Annotated in this window: 19 protein-coding genes; 11 read left to right on the top strand and 8 right to left on the bottom strand. The window is 42.7% G+C overall.

Annotated elements, in window-relative coordinates; translation table 11 throughout:
- Nucleotides 1-47 precede the first annotated feature (47 nt).
- The 5 genes from FE394_RS11650 (at nt 48) to spfP (ending at nt 5,535) form a co-directional block, all read left to right on the top strand.
- Complete coding sequence (locus FE394_RS11650; protein ID WP_319926554.1) at nt 48-317, top strand: YihD family protein; 270 nt, start codon at nt 48-50, stop codon at nt 315-317.
- Between the two features lie 21 nt (nt 318-338).
- Nucleotides 339-1,325 (top strand): serine/threonine protein kinase, encoded by a 987-nt coding sequence (locus FE394_RS11655; protein WP_319926585.1) that lies wholly within the window; start codon nt 339-341, stop codon nt 1,323-1,325.
- A gap of 17 nt (nt 1,326-1,342) precedes the next feature.
- Nucleotides 1,343-1,966 carry a thiol:disulfide interchange protein DsbA gene (dsbA, locus tag FE394_RS11660; protein WP_319926555.1) on the top strand — a complete coding sequence of 208 codons (624 nt, stop codon included), beginning with the start codon at nt 1,343-1,345 and terminating at the stop codon, nt 1,964-1,966.
- A gap of 419 nt (nt 1,967-2,385) precedes the next feature.
- The gene (polA, locus tag FE394_RS11665) at nt 2,386-5,178 is read left to right on the top strand and encodes a DNA polymerase I (protein ID WP_319926556.1); all 2,793 of its coding nucleotides are present in this window, start codon (nt 2,386-2,388) and stop codon (nt 5,176-5,178) included.
- Nucleotides 5,179-5,487: 309 nt separating this feature from the next.
- Nucleotides 5,488-5,535, top strand: a complete 48-nt coding sequence (spfP, locus tag FE394_RS20125; RefSeq protein WP_438361642.1) for a small protein SpfP — start codon at nt 5,488-5,490, stop codon at nt 5,533-5,535.
- 146 nt (nt 5,536-5,681) lie between these two features.
- Here spfP and yihA read toward each other — a convergent pair whose 3' ends face one another.
- Together yihA and FE394_RS11675 are read right to left on the bottom strand one after the other, a co-directional pair.
- A complete protein-coding gene (gene yihA, locus FE394_RS11670; RefSeq protein WP_319926557.1) occupies nt 5,682-6,305 on the bottom strand; it encodes a ribosome biogenesis GTP-binding protein YihA/YsxC in 624 nt (207 codons plus the stop codon).
- Nucleotides 6,306-6,433: 128 nt separating this feature from the next.
- On the bottom strand, nt 6,434-7,327 hold the full coding sequence (locus tag FE394_RS11675) for a LysR family transcriptional regulator (RefSeq protein ID WP_319926558.1): 894 nt from the start codon (nt 7,325-7,327) through the stop codon (nt 6,434-6,436).
- A gap of 127 nt (nt 7,328-7,454) precedes the next feature.
- On the opposite strand from FE394_RS11675, the gene FE394_RS11680 reads away from it, so the two are divergent.
- The 4 genes from FE394_RS11680 to FE394_RS11695 all read left to right on the top strand — a co-directional run bounded on the left by FE394_RS11680 (nt 7,455) and on the right by FE394_RS11695 (nt 11,427).
- The gene (locus tag FE394_RS11680) at nt 7,455-8,414 is read left to right on the top strand and encodes an AEC family transporter (RefSeq protein WP_319926559.1); all 960 of its coding nucleotides are present in this window, start codon (nt 7,455-7,457) and stop codon (nt 8,412-8,414) included.
- A gap of 263 nt (nt 8,415-8,677) precedes the next feature.
- Nucleotides 8,678-9,244: a peptidylprolyl isomerase A gene (ppiA, locus tag FE394_RS11685; RefSeq protein WP_319926560.1), complete on the top strand. Its 567-nt coding sequence runs from the start codon at nt 8,678-8,680 to the stop codon at nt 9,242-9,244.
- 246 nt (nt 9,245-9,490) lie between these two features.
- On the top strand, nt 9,491-10,066 hold the full coding sequence (locus tag FE394_RS11690; RefSeq protein ID WP_319926561.1) for an aminodeoxychorismate synthase component II: 576 nt from the start codon (nt 9,491-9,493) through the stop codon (nt 10,064-10,066).
- A 122-nt stretch (nt 10,067-10,188) separates the two neighbouring features.
- Complete coding sequence (locus tag FE394_RS11695) at nt 10,189-11,427, top strand: aspartate aminotransferase family protein (RefSeq protein ID WP_319926562.1); 1,239 nt, start codon at nt 10,189-10,191, stop codon at nt 11,425-11,427.
- An 82-nt stretch (nt 11,428-11,509) separates the two neighbouring features.
- On the opposite strand, the gene crp is transcribed toward FE394_RS11695, so the two are convergent.
- The 4 genes from crp to FE394_RS11715 form a co-directional block, all read right to left on the bottom strand.
- Nucleotides 11,510-12,142: a cAMP-activated global transcriptional regulator CRP gene (gene crp, locus FE394_RS11700; RefSeq protein ID WP_004240730.1), complete on the bottom strand. Its 633-nt coding sequence runs from the start codon at nt 12,140-12,142 to the stop codon at nt 11,510-11,512.
- A 360-nt stretch (nt 12,143-12,502) separates the two neighbouring features.
- Nucleotides 12,503-13,372, bottom strand: coding sequence for a phosphoribulokinase (locus FE394_RS11705; RefSeq protein WP_319926563.1), 870 nt, complete (start codon nt 13,370-13,372; stop codon nt 12,503-12,505).
- A 79-nt stretch (nt 13,373-13,451) separates the two neighbouring features.
- Nucleotides 13,452-13,670, bottom strand: a complete 219-nt coding sequence (locus tag FE394_RS11710) for a YheU family protein (RefSeq protein WP_319926564.1) — start codon at nt 13,668-13,670, stop codon at nt 13,452-13,454.
- Entirely contained in the window at nt 13,667-14,683 is a 1,017-nt protein-coding gene (locus FE394_RS11715) for a hydrolase (RefSeq protein ID WP_319926565.1), read from the bottom strand. The genes FE394_RS11710 and FE394_RS11715 overlap by 4 nt, the downstream gene beginning before the upstream one ends.
- A gap of 100 nt (nt 14,684-14,783) precedes the next feature.
- Between FE394_RS11715 and FE394_RS11720 the strand changes: the two genes are divergently transcribed.
- The gene (locus tag FE394_RS11720; protein WP_319926566.1) at nt 14,784-15,389 is read left to right on the top strand and encodes a LysE family translocator; all 606 of its coding nucleotides are present in this window, start codon (nt 14,784-14,786) and stop codon (nt 15,387-15,389) included.
- A 16-nt stretch (nt 15,390-15,405) separates the two neighbouring features.
- Here FE394_RS11720 and murP read toward each other — a convergent pair whose 3' ends face one another.
- The gene (gene murP, locus FE394_RS11725; protein WP_319926567.1) at nt 15,406-16,854 is read right to left on the bottom strand and encodes a PTS N-acetylmuramic acid transporter subunit IIBC; all 1,449 of its coding nucleotides are present in this window, start codon (nt 16,852-16,854) and stop codon (nt 15,406-15,408) included.
- A 26-nt stretch (nt 16,855-16,880) separates the two neighbouring features.
- Nucleotides 16,881-17,786 carry an N-acetylmuramic acid 6-phosphate etherase gene (murQ, locus tag FE394_RS11730; protein WP_319926586.1) on the bottom strand — a complete coding sequence of 302 codons (906 nt, stop codon included), beginning with the start codon at nt 17,784-17,786 and terminating at the stop codon, nt 16,881-16,883.
- Between the two features lie 1,534 nt (nt 17,787-19,320).
- Here murQ and FE394_RS11735 point away from each other — a divergent pair.
- On the top strand, nt 19,321-20,211 hold the full coding sequence (locus tag FE394_RS11735; protein ID WP_319926568.1) for a LysR family transcriptional regulator: 891 nt from the start codon (nt 19,321-19,323) through the stop codon (nt 20,209-20,211).
- Nucleotides 20,212-20,314: the final 103 nt, after the last annotated feature.

Below are 20,314 nucleotides of genomic sequence, written 5' to 3' on the forward strand. Positions count from 1 at the left end.
AAAACCGTTAACCTTGTTAATTTATATAGTTAAATTAGGAATTAAAAATGAAGTGTCAGCGCCTCAACGAAGTGATCGAACTTTTACATCCGGTATGGGAGAATGAGCCGGATTTAAATCTGGTGGAACTCTTGCAAAAACAAGCTGATGAAGCGGGTTTCAAAGGACCGTTGGCTGAGTTAACGGATGATGTTCTGATTTATCACCTGAAAATGCGCGGTACGGATAGCCATGCAGAAATTCCCGGCCTGAAAAAAGATTATGAAGAAGATTTTAAGACCGCTTTGTTGCGTGCCCGAGGCATTATTAAAGACTGATAAAGAGAGAATCGTGTAGTGATGGAACCAAAGGCTTTTAATTTTCAGAATATTACGCCGGATTTGATTATGGATGCCATAGTGCAGTCTGGCTTGTACATTGATTCTGGTCTGACTGAACTGAATAGTTATGAAAATCGCGTTTATCAGTTCATGGATGAAAACCGTAAACGCTATGTCGTGAAGTTTTATCGTCCCATGCGTTGGAGCAGGCAGCAGATCCAAGAGGAACATGATTTCGCGCATGACTTGCAGCAGGCTGATTTGTCGGTTGCCGCTCCGCTGATGTTTGATGGGCAGACGGTGTTGGAGTATGGTGGTTTCTGTTTTGCCATTTTCCCCAGTGTGGGGGGACGTCAGTACGAATTGGACAATTTTGACCAGTTGGAAGATGTTGGCCGATTACTGGGAAAAATGCATCAAATTGGTCGCCAAAAAACCTTTTCTGCACGTCCTACCCTCAATCTTGATGAATATTTGTATCAACCGTATCAATATTTGGCTGAATGTGAACTTATATCTGCTAAATATAAGAAAGGTTTTCTTGCTGCGCTGGATGAGTTGAACAAAGCCGTCGCAGGTCAATGGCATAATGACTGGTCAGCATTGCGGTTGCATGGTGATTGTCATGCCGGCAATATTTTGTGGCGTGATGAGGCATGGTTTGTTGATCTTGATGATGCCCGTAATGGCCCTGCGGTTCAGGATTTGTGGATGCTGCTCAATGGGGCACGGCAGGAACGACTGATTCAGTTGGATATCTTGCTTGAGTCATATAGTCAGTTTACGGATTTTGATCCGAAGACACTGGCTCTGATAGAGCCGCTGCGTGCGATGAGAATGGTCTATTATTTGGCTTGGGTTGCTCGTCGTTGGCAAGATCCGGCTTTTCCCAAAGCATTTCCGTGGATGGCCGACAGTGATTTCTGGCATACGCAAATAAATATTTTTTCCGAACAAATAAAGCTGTTACAGGAAAAACCTTTACAGCTTAACCCGATGTATTAATCTTTCTGGAGACCATTATGAGAAAATTTTGGCTAGTACTGGTTGGCGCGTTTATGGCATTCAATGCATCCGCTGCCGATTTTTCTGAAGGCAAACAATATACTGAATTAAAAAAAGCGGTTGCGGGTCAGCCACAGGTTTTGGAGTTTTTCTCTTTTTATTGCCCGCACTGTTATCAGTTTGAAAATGTTTATCATGTGCCTTCTACTGTTGAGAAAAACCTGCCAGCAGGTGTGACCCATGAGCGTTATCATGTCGATTTTCTGGGACTTTTGGGTAAAGATCTGACGGATGCATGGGCGGTTGCGATCGTCATGAAGATTGAAGATAAAATCACTCCAATTCTGTTTGAGGGTATTCAGAAAAGCCAAAGCATCAATAGTAAGGAAGATATTCGCAAAGCCTTTATCAAGGCTGGTGTACCGGGTGAAGAATATGATGCTGCATTGAACAGTTTTATTGTGCAATCTGTAGCCGCTAAAGAGCGACAGGCATCTAAGGATTTCGAATTGCGCGGCGTTCCGGCAGTATTTGTCAATGGAAAATACTTGATTAACAACGGCGGCGTTGAAGGGACTTCTGTGCTGGACTATGGAAAAAGTTTCTCTGAAACAGTGAATTATCTGGTGACAAAAAAATAAGCCGCAGGCCAGGCCATAAAGGAAACAAGAACTCTGGCACTAATATAAAATAACATAGGCATTGTGTCAGCTATGATAAAGCTGGCACAATACTTGCTGAAAAGCCCCTTTCATAACATAAACTCCGGTAATATCCACAAGTCGGTGATTTTTAAGTGATTGCAATATTTTCTTAATATTTCTTGTAATTCATTGATTTTTACCTCCTGTTAATTACTCTTTATAGTGATAAACATAAATCTGCTTTATGTGCCAATTTTTTGTGCACAAAGTTATCCACAGAACACTCATCAAAATATTTGTTATAAAATGCAGGTTAGTACGAGAAAATTCTCGCAAAATTCGTCTATAACGACGCAGTATGGCATTCTATTCTTTATTCATTCCAATTCATCCCACAGAACGACGAAGAAAATTTTATGGTACAGATAGCAGACAATCCCCTGATTTTGGTTGATGGTTCTTCATACCTTTATCGTGCATACCATGCGTTTCCTCCACTGACGAATAGTGCGGGAGAACCGACCGGCGCCATGTATGGCGTACTGAACATGCTGCGCAGTTTAATCATGCAGTATAGATCCAGTCATGTGGCGGTTGTGTTTGATGCCAAAGGCAAAACGTTCCGTGATGAGTTATTTGCCGAATATAAATCCCACCGCCCCCCGATGCCGGATGATTTGCGTGCTCAGATTGAGCCGCTACACAAAATGGTTAAGGCAATGGGCTTGCCAATTCTGGTCATACCGGGTGTCGAAGCCGATGATGTCATCGGAACATTGGCGTTGCAGGCGGAAAAGGAAGGCCGTTCGGTCCTGATCAGCACGGGTGATAAAGATATGGCGCAGTTGGTGACACCGAATATCACGCTGATTAATACCATGACCAATACCATTTTAGGGCCGCAAGAAGTCACGGAAAAGTATGGTATTCCGCCTGAACTGATCATCGATTTCCTCGCCCTGATGGGGGATTCTTCCGATAACATTCCCGGTGTGCCGGGTGTTGGTGAGAAAACTGCACTGGGATTATTGCAAGGCCTCGGCGGGTTGGATGATATCTATACCAGACTTGATGAAATTGCCACTCTCAGCTTCCGTGGAGCCAAAACGCTGAGCGGAAAAATGGAATTGCATAAAGAGGTCGCCTATCTTTCATATAAACTGGCAACGATTAAAACTGATGTTGAGCTAGATACAACTTGTCTGGAACTTTCCGTTGTGCCACCAGATGCGGATGAACTGTTGGTGCTGTTCAGTCATTATGAATTCAAGCGTTGGATTAACGGCGTACAGAATGGCACTTGGCTGGAGGGTAATAGTCAAAAACCGGCTAATATCAATGCCAAATCAGAATCAGTGGTAGCTACGCCAACTGCGGTTAAGATTTCACCGGAAAACTATCAAACCATTCTTGAACGTCAATCCCTTGATGAGTGGATTGAAAAGCTGAAGCTGGCACCGGCATTCTCTTTTGATACTGAGACTGACGGCCTTGATACACTGACTGCTAATCTGGTGGGAATGTCTTTTGCTATTGTAGCGGGAGAATCAGAAGTTGAAGCAGCTTATCTGCCACTGGGACACGACTATCTGGATGCGCCACAACAACTGGATCTGCATGATGTTCTCGCGGCTTTAAAACCGTTGCTGGAAGATGCTGGCCTGCCCAAAATTGGTCAGAACCTGAAATTTGACCGTGGTATCCTCGCCCGTTATGACATTGCTTTGAATGGCATCGTTTTCGATACCATGCTGGAGTCGTATGTCCTGAATAGCGTGGCAGGACGGCATGACATGGACAGTCTGGCAGAGCGTCATCTTAGTTATAAAACGACTACGTTTGAAGAAATCGCAGGCAAAGGGAAAAAACAGCTCACCTTCAATCAAATTCCGCTGGAGGAAGCATCAAAATATGCGGCTGAAGATGCGGATGTGACTTTGCGATTGCATCAGGCGATGTACCCTCAGTTGGAGAGCGAATCGACGCTGACAAAGGTTTTCCAGAAAATCGAAATGCCGCTAGTACCGGTACTTTCCCGTATCGAGCGGACAGGCGTATTGATCGATGCCCAAACGTTGGCAGAACATTCACGGGAAATTACTGCGCGTTTAGATGAGTTGGAAAAATCCGCCTATGTGTTGGCGGGTGAAGAATTCAATCTGGCTTCACCTAAGCAGTTGCAAGTCATTTTGTTTGAAAAGATGGGCCTGCCTGTGCTGAAAAAGACGCCAAATGGTGCGCCATCGACGAACGAAGAAGTGTTGGAAGAGTTGGCAGAGAGTCATGAGTTACCCCGCGTTATTTTAGAACATCGTGGTTTGGCAAAACTGAAATCCACTTATACAGATAAATTGCCTCAGATGGTGAATCCACTGACAAATCGCGTTCATACTTCATACCATCAGGCAGTGACTGCGACAGGGCGACTCTCTTCCCGTGATCCAAACCTGCAAAATATTCCTGTCCGCAACGATGAAGGACGGCGTATCCGTCAGGCATTTATTGCGCCGAAAGGCTACCGCATTATGGCGGCGGACTATTCGCAGATCGAATTGCGGATTATGGCGCATCTGTCACAGGATAAAGGTTTGCTGGAGGCGTTTGCGCAAGGTAAAGATATTCACCGTGCGACTGCCGCCGAAGTATTTGGTGTATCACTGGAACAGGTGACCAGCGAGCAGCGTCGCAGTGCTAAGGCGATTAACTTTGGCCTGATTTATGGTATGAGTGCGTTTGGTTTATCCCGCCAGTTGGGCATTCCACGCGGCGAGGCACAACGTTATATGGATCTCTATTTTGAGCGCTATCCGGGAGTGTTGGCTTATATGGAACGTACACGCCAGCAAGCCGCCGATCATGGATTTGTTGAAACGCTGGAAGGCCGTCGATTATATCTGCCGGATATCAAATCACGTAATGCTATGCGCCGTAAGGCTTCAGAGCGTGAAGCCATCAATGCACCGATGCAGGGTACAGCAGCGGATATTATTAAGTTGGCAATGATTGTGGTAGATGACTGGATCGTCAATGAGCAGCCAAATGTGCGCATGATCATGCAGGTTCACGATGAATTGGTGTTTGAAGTGCATGAGTCTGAATTGGAGTCTGCTGAACAGAAAATCAGAGAGTTGATGGAACAAAGTATGCAGCTTGATGTGCCATTAAAAGTGGATGTCGGTACTGGTGATAACTGGGATCAGGCGCACTGATTTTTTATTGAATAGTTTTTATTGAATATTGTTTATTGAATAGTTTTTATGAAATTACGGTTTATTTAATGAACGATAATTGTCTGGCGTGTGCCGCAACGAGGCTTGTAACAACAATTTGAGTTAGGTTTTGGATTAGATCTAGATCTCACAATTATGTAATTAAACTACATTGATGATGAAGTAATAACCTGATTTGGTTAAATAATAGAAGCTGAATCGAGGTAATCAATGAAAATTAATTACAAAAAAGTCTTTTTTTGATTAAAGGAATAGGGTAAAGTTGTCGGCGTAGGGTACAGAGGTAAGATGTTCTATCTTTCAGACCTTTTACTTCACGTAATCGGATTTAGCTGAATATTAGCTGCCCCAGTCATCTTTTTTGACTGGGGCGTTTTTTTATGTCCGTTTTATACCTTTCACCGATCAATTTGCAGCGTTATTGGCTGCAATTTGAGGTCTATCGGGTATGGTCGATGGGGATGTGGTGAGCGCGGGGGATGTTACTCCACCTCGATGGCAGGTTGGTTGAACCAAAGATCAAGCTTCTGCTCAAGTTTATCGATGCCGATTTTTTTCGGGGAAGAGAAGTATTCGATCTGAACATCACCATCCAGAGACGCCAATTCCTGACGGACTTTTGCCAGTTGGCTTTTACGGACACCGGATGCCAGTTTATCGGCTTTAGTCAGCAAGACCATAACAGGCACTTGCATCACAACAGCCCATTCGATCATCTGCATATCCAGATCTTTCAGCGGATGACGGATATCCATCAAAACCACCAGTCCCAGCAGGCATTCACGCTTCTGGAGATATTCTCCCAAGGCTTTCTGCCATTTGCGTTTCATCTCTTCGGGTACTTCAGCGTAACCATAACCCGGTAAATCCACCAGACGAACCCCTTCTTCCACTTCGAACAGGTTAATCAGCTGAGTACGGCCCGGAGTTTTACTGGTACGCGCAAGGCTCTTTTGGCGGGTCAATGCGTTTAACGCACTGGATTTACCCGCATTTGACCTACCGGCAAACGCTACCTCAATGCCCACATCTTGAGGCAGGTGGCGAATGTCAGGTGCACTCGTGACAAAGTGGGTCATGTGATAGTTGTAGTTTTTGATAGTCAAAATGATTCTCTCCTAGAGAAATACACAAAAATAGCGCGGTGATTATACCGAGAGCAATGGCTTGTGGACAGGTGTAACTTTATTCCGGTATTTTTGTAACCCGAAATCTCTTGGATATATATCGGCATTTATAATGATAGAGAACGTCGTAGATAATCAGCAAAAAGCGTGTATAACTCCCCTTGAGCTGTAATATGCAAAACAAGCTGAATTTCTGGAACGCTGGGTGCGCCATGCTCGGATGATAATATATACAGATCATCGGTTAATGCACTATGCGGTAATAATCCAATCCCAATCCCATGTTCTACCGCGCTTTTTATGTTTTCGAATGAGGAACTGACATAAGCGAAGAAATACGGTTTTCCTACATGTTCCAGCGCCTTAACTGCACAGTTTCGAATAACACAGCCTTCGGCAAAAATGACTAACGGGATTTCTTGGATTTTATTGAAATATTCGGCTCTTGAGGCGACCCAATGCAATGAATCGATATACAGGATGCTTCTGTTATTGGCGTTAATTGGTTGTCCTGCCATTTCTTTAGTAATGGCCATGTCTAATTGACGTTTTCCCAGTAGGTCAGTAAGAACAGCCGATGAGGCCGCAGTAATTTCTATTTTTAATCCAGGATATTCAGCCAGACACCAAGAGATCGCTTCATGCAGATTTTTGATGCCAAAATCATCAGGAACACCGAGCGCTATTCTGCCTTTCAGTTGCGATTTTTTCACTGATTGAAGCGCCTGTGTCATACGGGAAAGAATGTCTTTGGCCGCAGGTAATAGCTGTTTTCCTTCATCGGTTAAACCAATAATATAGCCTTGGCGTCGATCAATCAGGCGGCAGCCGATATCCTCTTCAAGCCGTTTAATGCTAAGGCTAAGCGTAGACTGTGTACGTCCTAACTCTTCACCTGCTTTAGCAAATCCGCCATGTGTGGCAACAAACACAAATGCACGTAGTTGCTCAAGCGTTATCCCACGCCCATCAAAACGATTGGTACGAGTATCCAGCGTCATAGAGTTACCCTTGCGGCCATCATTGAGAAATTCAATGATAAAAAAGGAATTATTTATTTAACAAAATTAAATAACTATCACAACATTGCCAAACAGCATATAAAAATTCATGTGGGAGCGATTTTAAATGGCTATGATCGTTGCGCCAATATTTTTGATCATATTTATCGGTTATTGTTTTGGTCGTTTGAATCCTGATAGCGGACATTCTGATAAATTAATCAATGATTATGTACTTTATATCGCACTCCCGGCCTTATTGTTTCTCGCTATTGCAAAAGCTGAGATCAATGAATTGCGGCAGTGGGATTTTATTACTGCTACTCTTGTTGGCATTGGTGCCGCGTATATTTTAGGGGCGTTGATAGCAAAAATCATGGGAATTGGTTTACCTGAATCGTCGATTTTAAGCATGGGGGCGTGTTATGGCACTACCGGATATATGGGTGTCCCAATCCTGATTTCTGTTTATGGTGAGTCTGCTGCATTGCCCGCAGCTATTGCCACTATCCTGCATAATATTCCCGCTATTATGGCCGTTATCATTAGTTACGATATTTTTTCCACGCGGCAATCTGGCAGTAAAATATCCATTGGTCACACTCTTGCTAAGGCATTAAAAACCACATTGACTAACCCTTTAACTGTCTCAGTTATTACTGGTTTGGTCTTTGTTATCTTCAGGTTCCCCGTCCCGGAATTTCTGCAATCTTTTGCGGGTTTTCTTGGGAATGCCGCCGGTCCAACGGCGTTATTCGCGTTGGGATTAGGATTATCCCGCCTTAAAGTTACAGAACATATCAATGGCGGGGCGCTACAACTTGCAGTGCCGATGTTGCTCCTCAAATTAGGTATTCAACCACTGGTTACGTTTATCTGCGCTTATTATCTCTTGGGGATGCAGCAGAAAGATAATGTCTGGTTGATTGCCGCTGTCGTTATGGCTGCTCAGCCGATCGGTGCAGGAGTATATGTTTTTGCCAACAAATATGGTTTCAAACAGGATGTTATTTCCCTTTCTATTATTATCTCCCTGCTTATTGCATTGGCGACGATGCCTGTTGTTCTGCAATTGTTTTCTGCGTAAGTTTGGAGGGTCATCTTCAACGAAACAATGTGATACTAGAATGCGTTAGCGTGGAAAGCGCATCAATATTGAGCTTATTCCGAAAATAGCTTTCGTCAAAGTATGCGAATATAAAAGTTTCACAGATAGATTTTCTCTCAATTCATCTAAAATACTCGTAAATGTAGGTAAATCTTTGGAAGTTATTCCCATTGGGAATTACACTTAATGAGTTTTGTTGTTATGAGTTTTATTGTTGACCTCAAAAAATAAAGGAACCATCAATGTTTAAACGTATTTTAGTGTCGTTTATGACTGCATGTGCTATCAGTGCGATAGCTGTTCCAGCATTGGCTGCCGAAACCCACGTAAAGCTGATGACATCAGCCGGAGAGATTGAACTTGCGTTGGATGGCGATAAGGCACCAATGAGTACTAAGAATTTTGTTCAGTATGTCAATGATGGATTTTATAACAACACTATTTTCCATCGTGTGATTCCCGGCTTTATGATCCAGGGTGGCGGCTTCACAAAAGATATGAAGCAGAAAGCCACCAGAGATCCCATCAAGAATGAAGCAGACAACGGTTTACGTAATCTTCGTGGCACTATCGCTATGGCACGTACCGCAGATAAAGACAGTGCAACCAGTCAGTTTTTTATCAACGTTACCGATAATGCTTTCCTTGACCACGGGCAGCGTGATTTCGGTTATGCCGTTTTTGGTAAAGTCGTAAAAGGCATGGATGTGGTAGATAAAATTTCTCAGGTCAAAACAGAAAATGTTGGTCCTTACCAAAATGTACCCGCGAAACCGATTGTGATCTTGTCAGCTAAAGTTGGGCCTTAATTGATCGAAAGCATGTAAGACGGTATTCAGATAATCATAATTGGTTATTTGAGTGCCGTCCGGTGTTTCCCTTATCCTTTCTTCCCCTCTCTGCACGCCCCTATTTTAAAAATACTTCTGTGGTATGATGAGTCCCCCCGTTGCCGTTGATACTGCTTTACCTGATTTTACCGTAATACAGAATGCATAATACCCTAATGGGGTAGGGCGACTTATAAAACTATAAAATCAGTAGGATATACTCCTATGTTACTAATAATAGATAACTACGATTCTTTTACATTCAATTTATATCAATATTTTTGCGAGTTAGGGACAGAGGTTTTAGTTAAGCGCAATGATGAGCTACAGCTTGAAGATATCGAAAAGCTGGCGCCTACACACTTAGTTATTTCTCCAGGGCCTTGTACGCCGGATGAAGCAGGCATCTCACTGGAAGCGATTTCGCATTTTGCCGGTAAGTTGCCTATCCTCGGTGTGTGTTTGGGGCATCAGGCGATAGGTCAGGCTTTTGGTGCCAGCGTTGTCAAAGCCCGCGAGATAATGCATGGGAAAACCAGTCTGCTCCATCATAGCCAGCAAGGAGTATTTAAGGGTTTGGATCATCCATTGACAGTCACTCGGTATCATTCTCTGGTCATTGCGGCTGAAACGCTTCCTGCCTCATTTGAAGTCACAGCATGGAGCCAGCGTAATGGTGATGTGGATGAAATCATGGGAATACGTCACCGCACCTTGCCATTAGAAGGAGTGCAGTTCCATCCGGAAAGCATTCTGAGTGAGCAGGGACATGAGTTATTAAATAATTTCCTAAAATATTAATCAGATACTACAGGCAGTCCCTCACTCTGGCTTTTTTTATTTGCTCTAATGTGATTTTTTATTCATATTTAGTGATTATTATTTCACTTCGATATGGCAAATATAAAAATAAGGTGAGGGGAATGGCAGAAAAAACAGCAAAAAGCAGAAATGATTACGATCAGGTTATGCTGCCAATCTATGCGCCGTCGAGCTTTATTCCGGTCAGGGGTAAAGGTAGTCGGGTATGGGATCAATTAGGTAAAGAATATATTGATTTCGCTGGTGGTATTGCGGTCTTGGCGCTGGGACACTGCCATCCCGCCCTGGTGGATACCCTGAAACAGCAAGGTGAAAAATTGTGGCATGTCAGCAATATTTTTACCAATGAATCCGCCTTAACCTTAGCGCAAAAATTGATTGATGCGACGTTTGCACAGAAGGTTTTTTTCGCTAACTCTGGTGCGGAAGCCAATGAAGCGGCATTTAAATTAGCTCGTCGTTATGCAATTACCAGCCATCATCCCGATAAAACCAAAATTATTGCTTTCCATCAGGCGTTTCATGGGCGCACATTTTTTACTGTTTCGGTAGGAGGACAACCGAAATATGCTGAAAGATTCGGGCCTAAACCTGCTGATATTGTCCACGTTCCTTTTAATGATTTAGATGCTGTCAGGGCTGTGATCGATGATCGCACCTGTGCTGTTGTTTTGGAGCCGATTCAAGGAGAGGGTGGTGTTACTCCCGCAACGACAGAATTTCTTCATGGTGTGCGTGAGTTGTGCCATGAACATCAGGCTCTGCTGATTTTTGATGAAGTGCAGAGTGGAATGGGGCGGACAGGCAAGTTATATGCTTATCAACATGATGGGATCAATCCTGATATTCTGACGACGGCAAAAGCGTTGGGTGGGGGATTCCCAATCAGTGCGATGCTGACGACCGATGATATTGCGGCTGCAATGGAAGTAGGAGCTCATGGGACAACTTATGGCGGAAATCCGCTGGCTTGTGCCATTGGCTGTACTGCATTGGATATCATTAACACGCCGGAAGTGTTGACGGGAGTGGGAAAACGTCACGATCTCTTTATCCACGCCTTGGAAAAAATAAACCAAAAATATGGCATCTTCCATGAAATCCGGGGAAAAGGGCTGCTTATCGGAGCGGTACTGAAATCTGAATATCAGGGTAAAGCCGGAAAAATATTGCAACAAGCGACAGAGCAAGGCGTGATGTTATTGAGTGCCGGAGACAGTATTTTGCGCTTTACGCCATCATTAATTATTCCTGAGGATGAGATAACAGAAGGCATGGCGCGGTTGGATGCAGCAATAGCACACGCGTTAGCGCTTTATTGTTCGAAAGAAGGTGGTTGAAAAGAAACTGCCTGAATCCTGAATAAAAAAAGCCAGTGCAGAAAATAGATTGCACTGGCCGAGTTTCAGGTTTTTTCAGGAACTAACGGGTTCCATAAACAACGATGGTTTTACCATGTGCAGAGATCAAGTTTTGATCTTCCAGCATTTTCAGGATACGGCCAACTGTTTCACGGGAACAACCCACAATCTGCCCAATTTCCTGACGTGTGATTTTGATCTGCATACCATCAGGATGCGTCATCGCATCAGGCTGTTTTGCCAGATTAAGTAATGTTTGGGCAATACGGCCTGTGACATCCAGAAAGGCTAAGTTACCTACTTTTTCGGAAGTTGTTTGTAAGCGGCTTGCCATCTGAGCAGATAAACGCATTAGAATGTCTGGATTGACCTGAATTAACTGGCGAAATTTCTTGTAAGAAATTTCAGCCACTTCACAGGCACTTTTAGCCCGCACCCAAGCAGTACGTTCTTGCCCTTCTTCAAACAATCCAAGTTCACCAATGAAATCCCCTTGATTTAAATAAGAGAGAATCATTTCCTTGCCTTCTTCATCTTTTATTAAAACGGCAACTGAGCCTTTAACAATGTAGTAAAGCGTCTCTGCTTTCTCGCCTTGATGAATAAGCGTGCTCTTGGATGGATATTTGTGAATATGGCAGTGTGACAAAAACCATTCAAGAGTAGGGTCTGTTTGTGGCTTGCCGAGAACCATTCGCTTTATCCTCTGTTGTTATTTCTGCCTTTATGATAAGAGAAACAGACAGTTTCTCTTTAGGCTAGCTTTATAAAGTCAATAGATTAACATATTAACTTGCTGAAAAACTGATAAGCGGAAATTTTATATGAATGAAAATATGTACATGTCGGTGTATTTATCTTAATCCATATTTCTTGTCAGCCCGCTTGTAACCTAGTTTGTAACACAGGAAAACATTTCTGTCTTCTCCTGTATCGCTTCAGCCTATTAAACTGGTTGCCAGATTACCAGAAATCAGTCTAAAGAGTCGGTTTTATTGTTTCTGTATTATTGTTTTTTGTTACCCGTTTTATTAAAAATAAAATTAGATTTAATTTATGAGATTTTTTTGCCTTCCAATAATTGTTGAACGAGAGGTGCCATAATTAATTCCATGGCAAGTCTCATTTTTCCTCCCGGAACAACGATGGTATTTATGCTGGAAATAAATGATCCCTGAAGCATTGCCAGTAAATAAGGAAAATCAATTTGGGTTAGGCCACGAAAGCGAATTACGATAAAACTTTCGTCCAGCGAGGGAATGGCTTTGGCTGAAAAAGGATTAGAAGTATCAACGGTGGGAACGCGCTGGAAATTGATATGAGTACGTGAAAACTGCGGTGTGATATAGCGGATATAGTCATCCATTGAACGGACAACGGAATCCATGACCGCTTCTCTGGAGTGTCCGCGCTCGCTGGTATCACGGATTAGCTTTTGTATCCATTCAAGGTTGACTATCGGAACAACGCCAACCAGCAAATCCACATAACCGGCGACATTGTGTTGCTGGGTGACAACACCGCCATGCAATCCTTCATAAAACAGAATATCAGTGCCTGACGGCAAAGGTTCCCACGGTGTGAAAGTACCCGGTACTTGGTTATAGGGTACGGCCTCATCGTAGGTATGAAGATATTTCCGGCAGCGGCCGCTACCTGTTTCTCCATACTCATAAAACGTTTTTTCCAGCATGCTGAAATCGTTGGCTTCTGGCCCGAAATAACTGATATGTCTGCCCTGTTCTTTCGTTTTCCGAATCTCGGCATCCATTTCAGGACGAGTATAACGATGGAAACTATCCCCTTCGATTATTGCGGCAGTGGCGTCTAGCTGTTGAAATATTTTGCGAAAAGCTACACTGGTTGTTGTTGTTCCAGCTCCACTGGAGCCAGTGATTGCAATGACCGGGTGTTTGGCAGACATGAACAGACTCCTTAATCAATAAAAATTGGGATCATCTTTTTTCAATCAGTCGCTGAGGATGCATAAAATAAGTCAGACCTTATGGACGGAACATCTCTTTAGGTACGATATTGACCGTTTCGTGTAATTCAGACCATACCAGCAGAACCTCCCCCCGTTCAAGTTGACGTTTGACATCCTGTACTTTTTGTTCAAGTGTTTTTTCCTGTTCGCCGTAATCCGTGCCTTCCCGCAGGACAAAACTTTCGATTAAAGTGTAAAGAGTATCGGCTTCCAGCTGTTGCCACGGGATCATCATTGTGATTGCTCCTGATGATGTTGTAATTGTTCTGCATGTAATGGCTCTAAATAAGGCGATAACCAGTCAGGGATACGCTGTTCCAGCCACATCTGTGGGTTTGTCAGTGAGCCTCCGACAAAACCCACATGCCCTCCATACTCAGTCATTTGATATTCAATATTAGGCGGTAAATGTGCCAGTTCGGGGATAACTTCAGGCGTCATGAAAGGATCATCTTTTGCGTGGATGATCAGCAGTGGAGTCGTGATATCCGGCAAACGAGGCAGTGCGCTGCATTGGTGATAATAATCACCGGCATCTTTAAAGCCGTGAATTTTGGCTGTGACGGCATCATCAAATTCACGCAGCTTTTTCATTGAATTGAGCTGGCTGAGACTTAAGGGAAGAGAGTCGGGATAACGCAGTAATTTACGGGTAGCATTATTTTTCAGTTTATTGAGCAGATAGCGTTGATATATCTTAGAAAATCCTTGCTCGATCCGCTTAGAACAAGCTTCCAGCATAAACGGGGCGGAGACAATGACCGCAGAATCCACTTGGGCATGTTCTTTCTCCTCAGCCAGATAACAGGCCAGCATATTACCGCCCAGAGAATAACCAACCGCAGCAGTAGGAACATCGCCATAAGTCGTTTTTAACCAGTTGAGGAAATAGCGGGCATCACTGGTTTCCCCTGAATGATAAATGCGTTGTTGGCGATTAGGTTCACCACTACATCCACGAAAATGCATCACCACACCAAGCCAGCCTTTTTCCTGACAGGCGCTGATCAAACCATGGGCATAAGGACTGTTGAAGCCTCCCTCTAAACCATGAAAAAGAACCATGCGCGGTTTGTGGGAAGCCGTTTCGGGATCTTCGCTCCATGCCAAATCCACAAAATCATCATCGGGTAAACTGAGCCGCTGCCAATGAGGTTGCAATTTTGGGCGACGTCGAAGCAGACGAGGCAAAAAAGTTTGTAAATGGGGGTTGCTGGCCCCGCTTAAGGGATAAAAGTTATCACTCATAATGAATTGATTTCATGATTAGTTGTCTTGTATGTGGAATAACATACTGCTATTTTCCTTGAAAGGAAATGTTGACCATTTGGGTGAGGGGCGTCTACCCATGACCGTAAGCCTTATATTCTCTCTTAGTACATTTATGTTTATTTCTGCTGTCACTCCGGGGCCAAACAATTTGTTGCTGGCATCATCGGGGGCCAATTTTGGTATCCGCCGCTCGACTCCTCTTTGTCTGGGTATCGTTTTGGGGATGCAGACAATTTTGGTGTTATCTGCCTTTGGTGTTGCTGCGTTGCTGCTGCTCTATCCTGCCCTGCATACGGGCTTGAAAGTGCTTGGTAGCGTATATTTATTGTGGCTGGCCTGGAAAACAGCGACTTCGCATTATAAGCGACTGGATACCGCAACGCAGGCAGGAACGCCAATAAAAGTTCATCAAGCTTGGTTATTACAGTTTTTGAATCCTAAAACATGGCTTATGGGCTTAGGCGCAGTCAGTAGCTATAGCCTGTCCGGAGTGCAATATAACCACTCTGTTTTTACCATTAGTGTAGTGATGTTAGTTTCCAGCACTATCGCTGGAATCATTTGGCTGCTTCTCGGTTCACTCATCGGGCGTTTACTAAAAAATCGCCACTCGTGGTTTATATTCAATATCGCAATGGGTATTCTGACTGCTGCCTGCGTACCCCTGATCTGGATTGATTGACATCGATTCGGCTGAATTAACTCAGGTCGATATTTTTACTGCCGAAGAATAACGTCAACACAAAGCCAGCAATATAAGCCACAATCAGCCCGGTACCGTATATTGCCATGCCGGTGAAAATACCACTGTTGGAAGTCATCAAGGGAAGGGCAACCAATCCCGAGGGGCCGAAAACACTATTCAATCCGACCGGCCATCCCCACCAGGCAACCAGCCCGATAAAAAAACCACCCACAGCACCGCCGAGACAGGCGGTGACAAAAGGTTTGACGCGAGGCAGGGTGACACCATAAATCAAGGGTTCTCCGATACCCAGAAATCCTGGAATGATGGCGCCCTTGATTTGAGTACGTAGCTGAGAGCCTTTTTGGGCTTTCATATATAACGCCAGAGCCGATCCGACTTGACCCGCTCCTGCCATTGCCAGAATAGGAAAGAGAGAGTTGAAACCTTGTGCATCCATCAAGGCAAAATAGACGGGGACAAAGCCTTGATGCACACCAAACATCACGGCGATTAAGAACAATCCCGCCAAGATAGCAGTCCCGAATGGATTGCCATTCAAGTTAATGAACAGCCATGACATCGCGGTAAACAGATAACTGCCAACGGGCATAATAATGACAAAAGCAACAGCGCCCATGATGAGCAGAGTAACGGCGGAGGTCAGGATCATATCCAGATCAGCAGGCATGATTTTCCGGATCTGTTTTTCTACCCAAGCACCGAGAATACAGGCGATCAGCACTCCGATGATATTACCTCGCGGATCAATGGGGAAACCAAAGAAGTTATTAATGCCGGAATAGAAACCGCTGGTGGCTTCCGCGTTGTAGCCCAGTACGAACAGAGACGCGATGATAGCGCCATTAACGCCTGAACCACCAAATGCCTTTTGCGCATTGTAGCCAATCAGGATACTCAGGAAGCTGAACATCCCTTTGCTGAAGATCTTCATATAGCCGATCATCTCCAGCAATAAGGCATCGGGATGTTCGACGCCTTTGATAAAAATTTGTTCCAGCAGGGTAGCGAAGCCCAATAACAGACCAACGGCAATAAAACCGGGGATCAGGGGAGTAAAGAGGGTGGCAAATTTAGCCAGAAACTTATGGACTGAGCTGGTTTGTTTTTCTTTGAGATGCTTTTTGTTGGAGGAGGCAATATCTTTCAGGTTATCGGGATGAACATCAGTGTCATGCGGCGCTGGCTCACTTAACAGCGTATTCATCATATCTGCGGCTGTCTGGGCTTTGCCGGGGCCAAGGACAATCTGGAATTGGTCATCGCTTTCTATAACGCCTAAAACCCCTGAGATTTTTTTCAATCTGATCTTATCGGCCAGAGAATCATCACGCAGAGTCAATCGCAGGCGGGTCATGCAATTACCGCAGTATGCAACGTTACCCGCCCCGCCGATGGCGTTGAGTATTTCGACCAACATTTCCTGACTAATTTTAGCCATTTATGACCCCTTAAAAGAGGTAATGATTATCGGTCTTTCAAAATAGCTGGCCTGATAAAACCTTGATGCTCTGCCAATAGCGCTTTGGCTTCTTCGGCACTGATATCCGATAAAATCATCACGATTGCGGTTTTGCAGTGACCATCACAGGCATTAAGCGCGTGTTCTGCCATTTCCCTGCTGCACTCTGTGGCGGCCATGACAATATTTTTCTGACGTTCGATTAATTTAGCATTGGTAGCTTCTACATCTACCATCAAATTGCCATATACCTTACCAATCCTGATCATCGCGCCTGTTGTGATCATATTCAGCACCAGCTTTTGTGCTGTTCCTGCTTTCATGCGGGAAGAACCCGTCACAACTTCCGGTCCGACGACGGGCGTGATAGCGATATCAGCCAACTGCACCATCGGGCTGTCTGGATTACAACTGATACATGCCACGGTAGCACCGACTGATTTCGCATATTCCATCGCGCCCAAAACATACGGTGTTCGACCACTGGCTGCGATCCCTACCAGTACATCTCTTTGATTAAAGTGTAGTACTTTAAGATCATCTGCACCCAATTGCCGATTATCTTCTGCATTTTCGACCGCTTTCAGAATGGCCTGATGTCCGCCGGCGATTAAACCGATCACTTGTTCTGGTTTTGAGCCATATGTCGGTGGGCATTCACTGGCATCCAGAATGCCTAAACGCCCTGAAGTTCCCGCTCCGCTATAAATTAAGCGTCCCCCTTGGCGAAATGCTCCGGCGACTTTATCAACCACACTGGCAATTTGCGGGAGTGTTTTCTCAACGGCGACAGCGATTTTTTTATCTTCATCGTTGATGACGCGCAGCATATCGAGCGTTGATAATTGATCGATGTGTTTACTGGCAGGATTGCGGCTTTCTGTCACCATATTGTTTAGGTCGATTTTCATCATGGTTTGTCGTATGTTTATGGGTGATTAATAAGTAAATTATGGATGTTAAATTACCATATGAGTACTTGGTATAAAGTATATCAATAGATTTAATTTTTGCATAAATATCAATGATGAGAAACGTAAAGAAGAACTGTAAAATCTAATTATTTAATATTAAGTGTATTAAGTTAGATGTTTAATGGCTTGTTGGTTATTAGATCCACAGCTTACATCTCCAGAGAAATATGTAATAAATTACAAATTGTTAAAATTAAAAAAACAAACATGAAGTCTGACTTATTTACTCTATTTTTACATTAGTGAAAATATTAAGTTATCATTTGATAACTATTATTCATTGCACACCATTGTCTTAATAGTGCTTAAGGAACTATATTAATGTATTTCTATTTTGAAATTATTAGATTGCTTTATATTATCACGTGATAAAAATTTTATTTTCATCTGTGCTGACAAACACATATGCAGACGGGTATTTAACCGCTTCTTTGATAAGTAAGGTAGGGAGCGAAGGCATCCAAGCCAAAATGGATATCAATAAAAAGCACTTTTCTACTGCGAAAACGCTAGTGAAGTTCAAGGCAGTACCTCAACGTGTTGAAACAAGATGCAAAAATCCATGTATGTTCTCCATAAAATAACAGCCCAATACAGAATATTCCGATATAAAAAAGATCAAAAACTTGAAATAAGAGTAGATGTATTTCATTAAGAACAACGCGCTATAAAACCTTCCTCTCCATATACTATTGTTTATTGATATTACATTTTCGAGATGTTGCTTTACTCGTTTTATGATGGTTTTCATCATCATTATTGTTGTATTTAATATAATACTTTAAGTCGGAGATTTACCTTATTAACACGTAGCAAGAGTAAAGCATTTAATAGCCATAAAAGTAAAGATCAGTCTTTATATTAATAATAAAATTGATGTGAATTATCTGCTGTTTGTTTCATTATACGAGTAAGTCAGATATATATACTTTTCTTTATATTTTTAAATTAAATCATTTATACAATAGTTTCGTAGTATGATATTTTAATTTGAATGTTTTTTGGTATCACCTTAAGTGGGTTACTAATAAATGAAAGTTATCAATTGATAACTTGCCGTTCATTATAAGTTCTTGGTGGTGGCCCTAATCTTAGGATATATAAAATAATCAGCAGTAAGGTTATTAGTATCGGCCATTCCCTATCTGTTTTAAATTTCAGCCTGATAAATAACGCAGAAATTTAAATTATGGAATGGATATTGCTCAGTATGGATAACAGGAGGTTGCCTTATTATGTATTACCAAAATTGTACTTTTCCATTAGTCACTGTTGAAATTGTTATCAGGTGGAATTAAAACATAATATTAATAAATCTTTTGCTAATTGTACCCTTATTAACTAACATTTTATTAGTTAACATTTTGACCAGTTGACCTGATAAAACCTTTGGCAAAACACTAAGTTAAAATGCTATCACCATGAATCTGTAATGTTTTGTAGTTTTTTAACAATCATTGGGCGAAAGAACATGGATATACGCAATCTTGAAGCTTTTATCGTTTTGGCTGAGACACTTAATTATCATAAGGCCTCGGAGAGGCTTTATCTTTCTCAGCCTGCCTTGACGAAGAAAATACACGGGTTGGAAGATATTCTTGGTGCTTCACTATTTACAAGGGGGCCAAATGGAACAAGATTGACGGATTTTGGGCAGAAAACGCTGGAAAATACCAGAAAGTTTTTAACTCATTATGAACAGTTTAAAAGTCGGGTTCATTTTGATTCAAAAGAAGATTTGGTCAGGCACTTATATGTCGGTTCCTGCTTTCCTATCCATAACTATTCTCAAATAGAGAAGCAGATCGCGGAGAAGAAAGGGAATGTTGTACTGGCGCTGGTAACCGGTCTGTCAGTTGAGCAACAGATAAGTTTATTGAATGCAGGTATGTTACATGTTGCGGTAATGCCGTTGGCTTCCATTGCTCAATTAGAACCGAAAAAAATTTTCACGGAAAGATTGGTTTATATCTTTAAGAAAAGGAGTAATCTGATATCTAAATTCAGAACAGCGCTGAGCAAATTTGGGAATGGGATTTTTCCGGCAAATTCGTCAGAAAAAAAAGAGATGATCGACTTAACTGATTGCCTTAATGTTTTCCCTATTTATACTGGTGACAATATGCATTTGTTATTAAAGACAAATGACATTATGTTAATAATCGAAATGATTACAAAAAATAGTGCTTATACGTGTGTTCCTAAGCGTATTATTAGTGCTATTCCTGAGTATTATATGAATTTGTTGGAAATTGTTGAAACAGACAAAAAAATTGAGCTTGGTGTGGTGTGGGGAAAATCAATAGATGATCATCTTATTGATGATGCTGAGAGCTTTTCTACGCTTGTTGCTAATCTATAAGTCAATAAACGGTGTCTGATTTCTATAGGATTTTTATCATTCAACCTCTTGTGAGAATGTAATTTGTTGTGAAAATTGTAGTAATTCTCTCAGTAAGGAGTGC

The sequence above is a fragment of the Xenorhabdus littoralis genome, assembly GCF_033949345.1.
Lineage (GTDB): Bacteria > Pseudomonadota > Gammaproteobacteria > Enterobacterales > Enterobacteriaceae > Xenorhabdus > Xenorhabdus littoralis.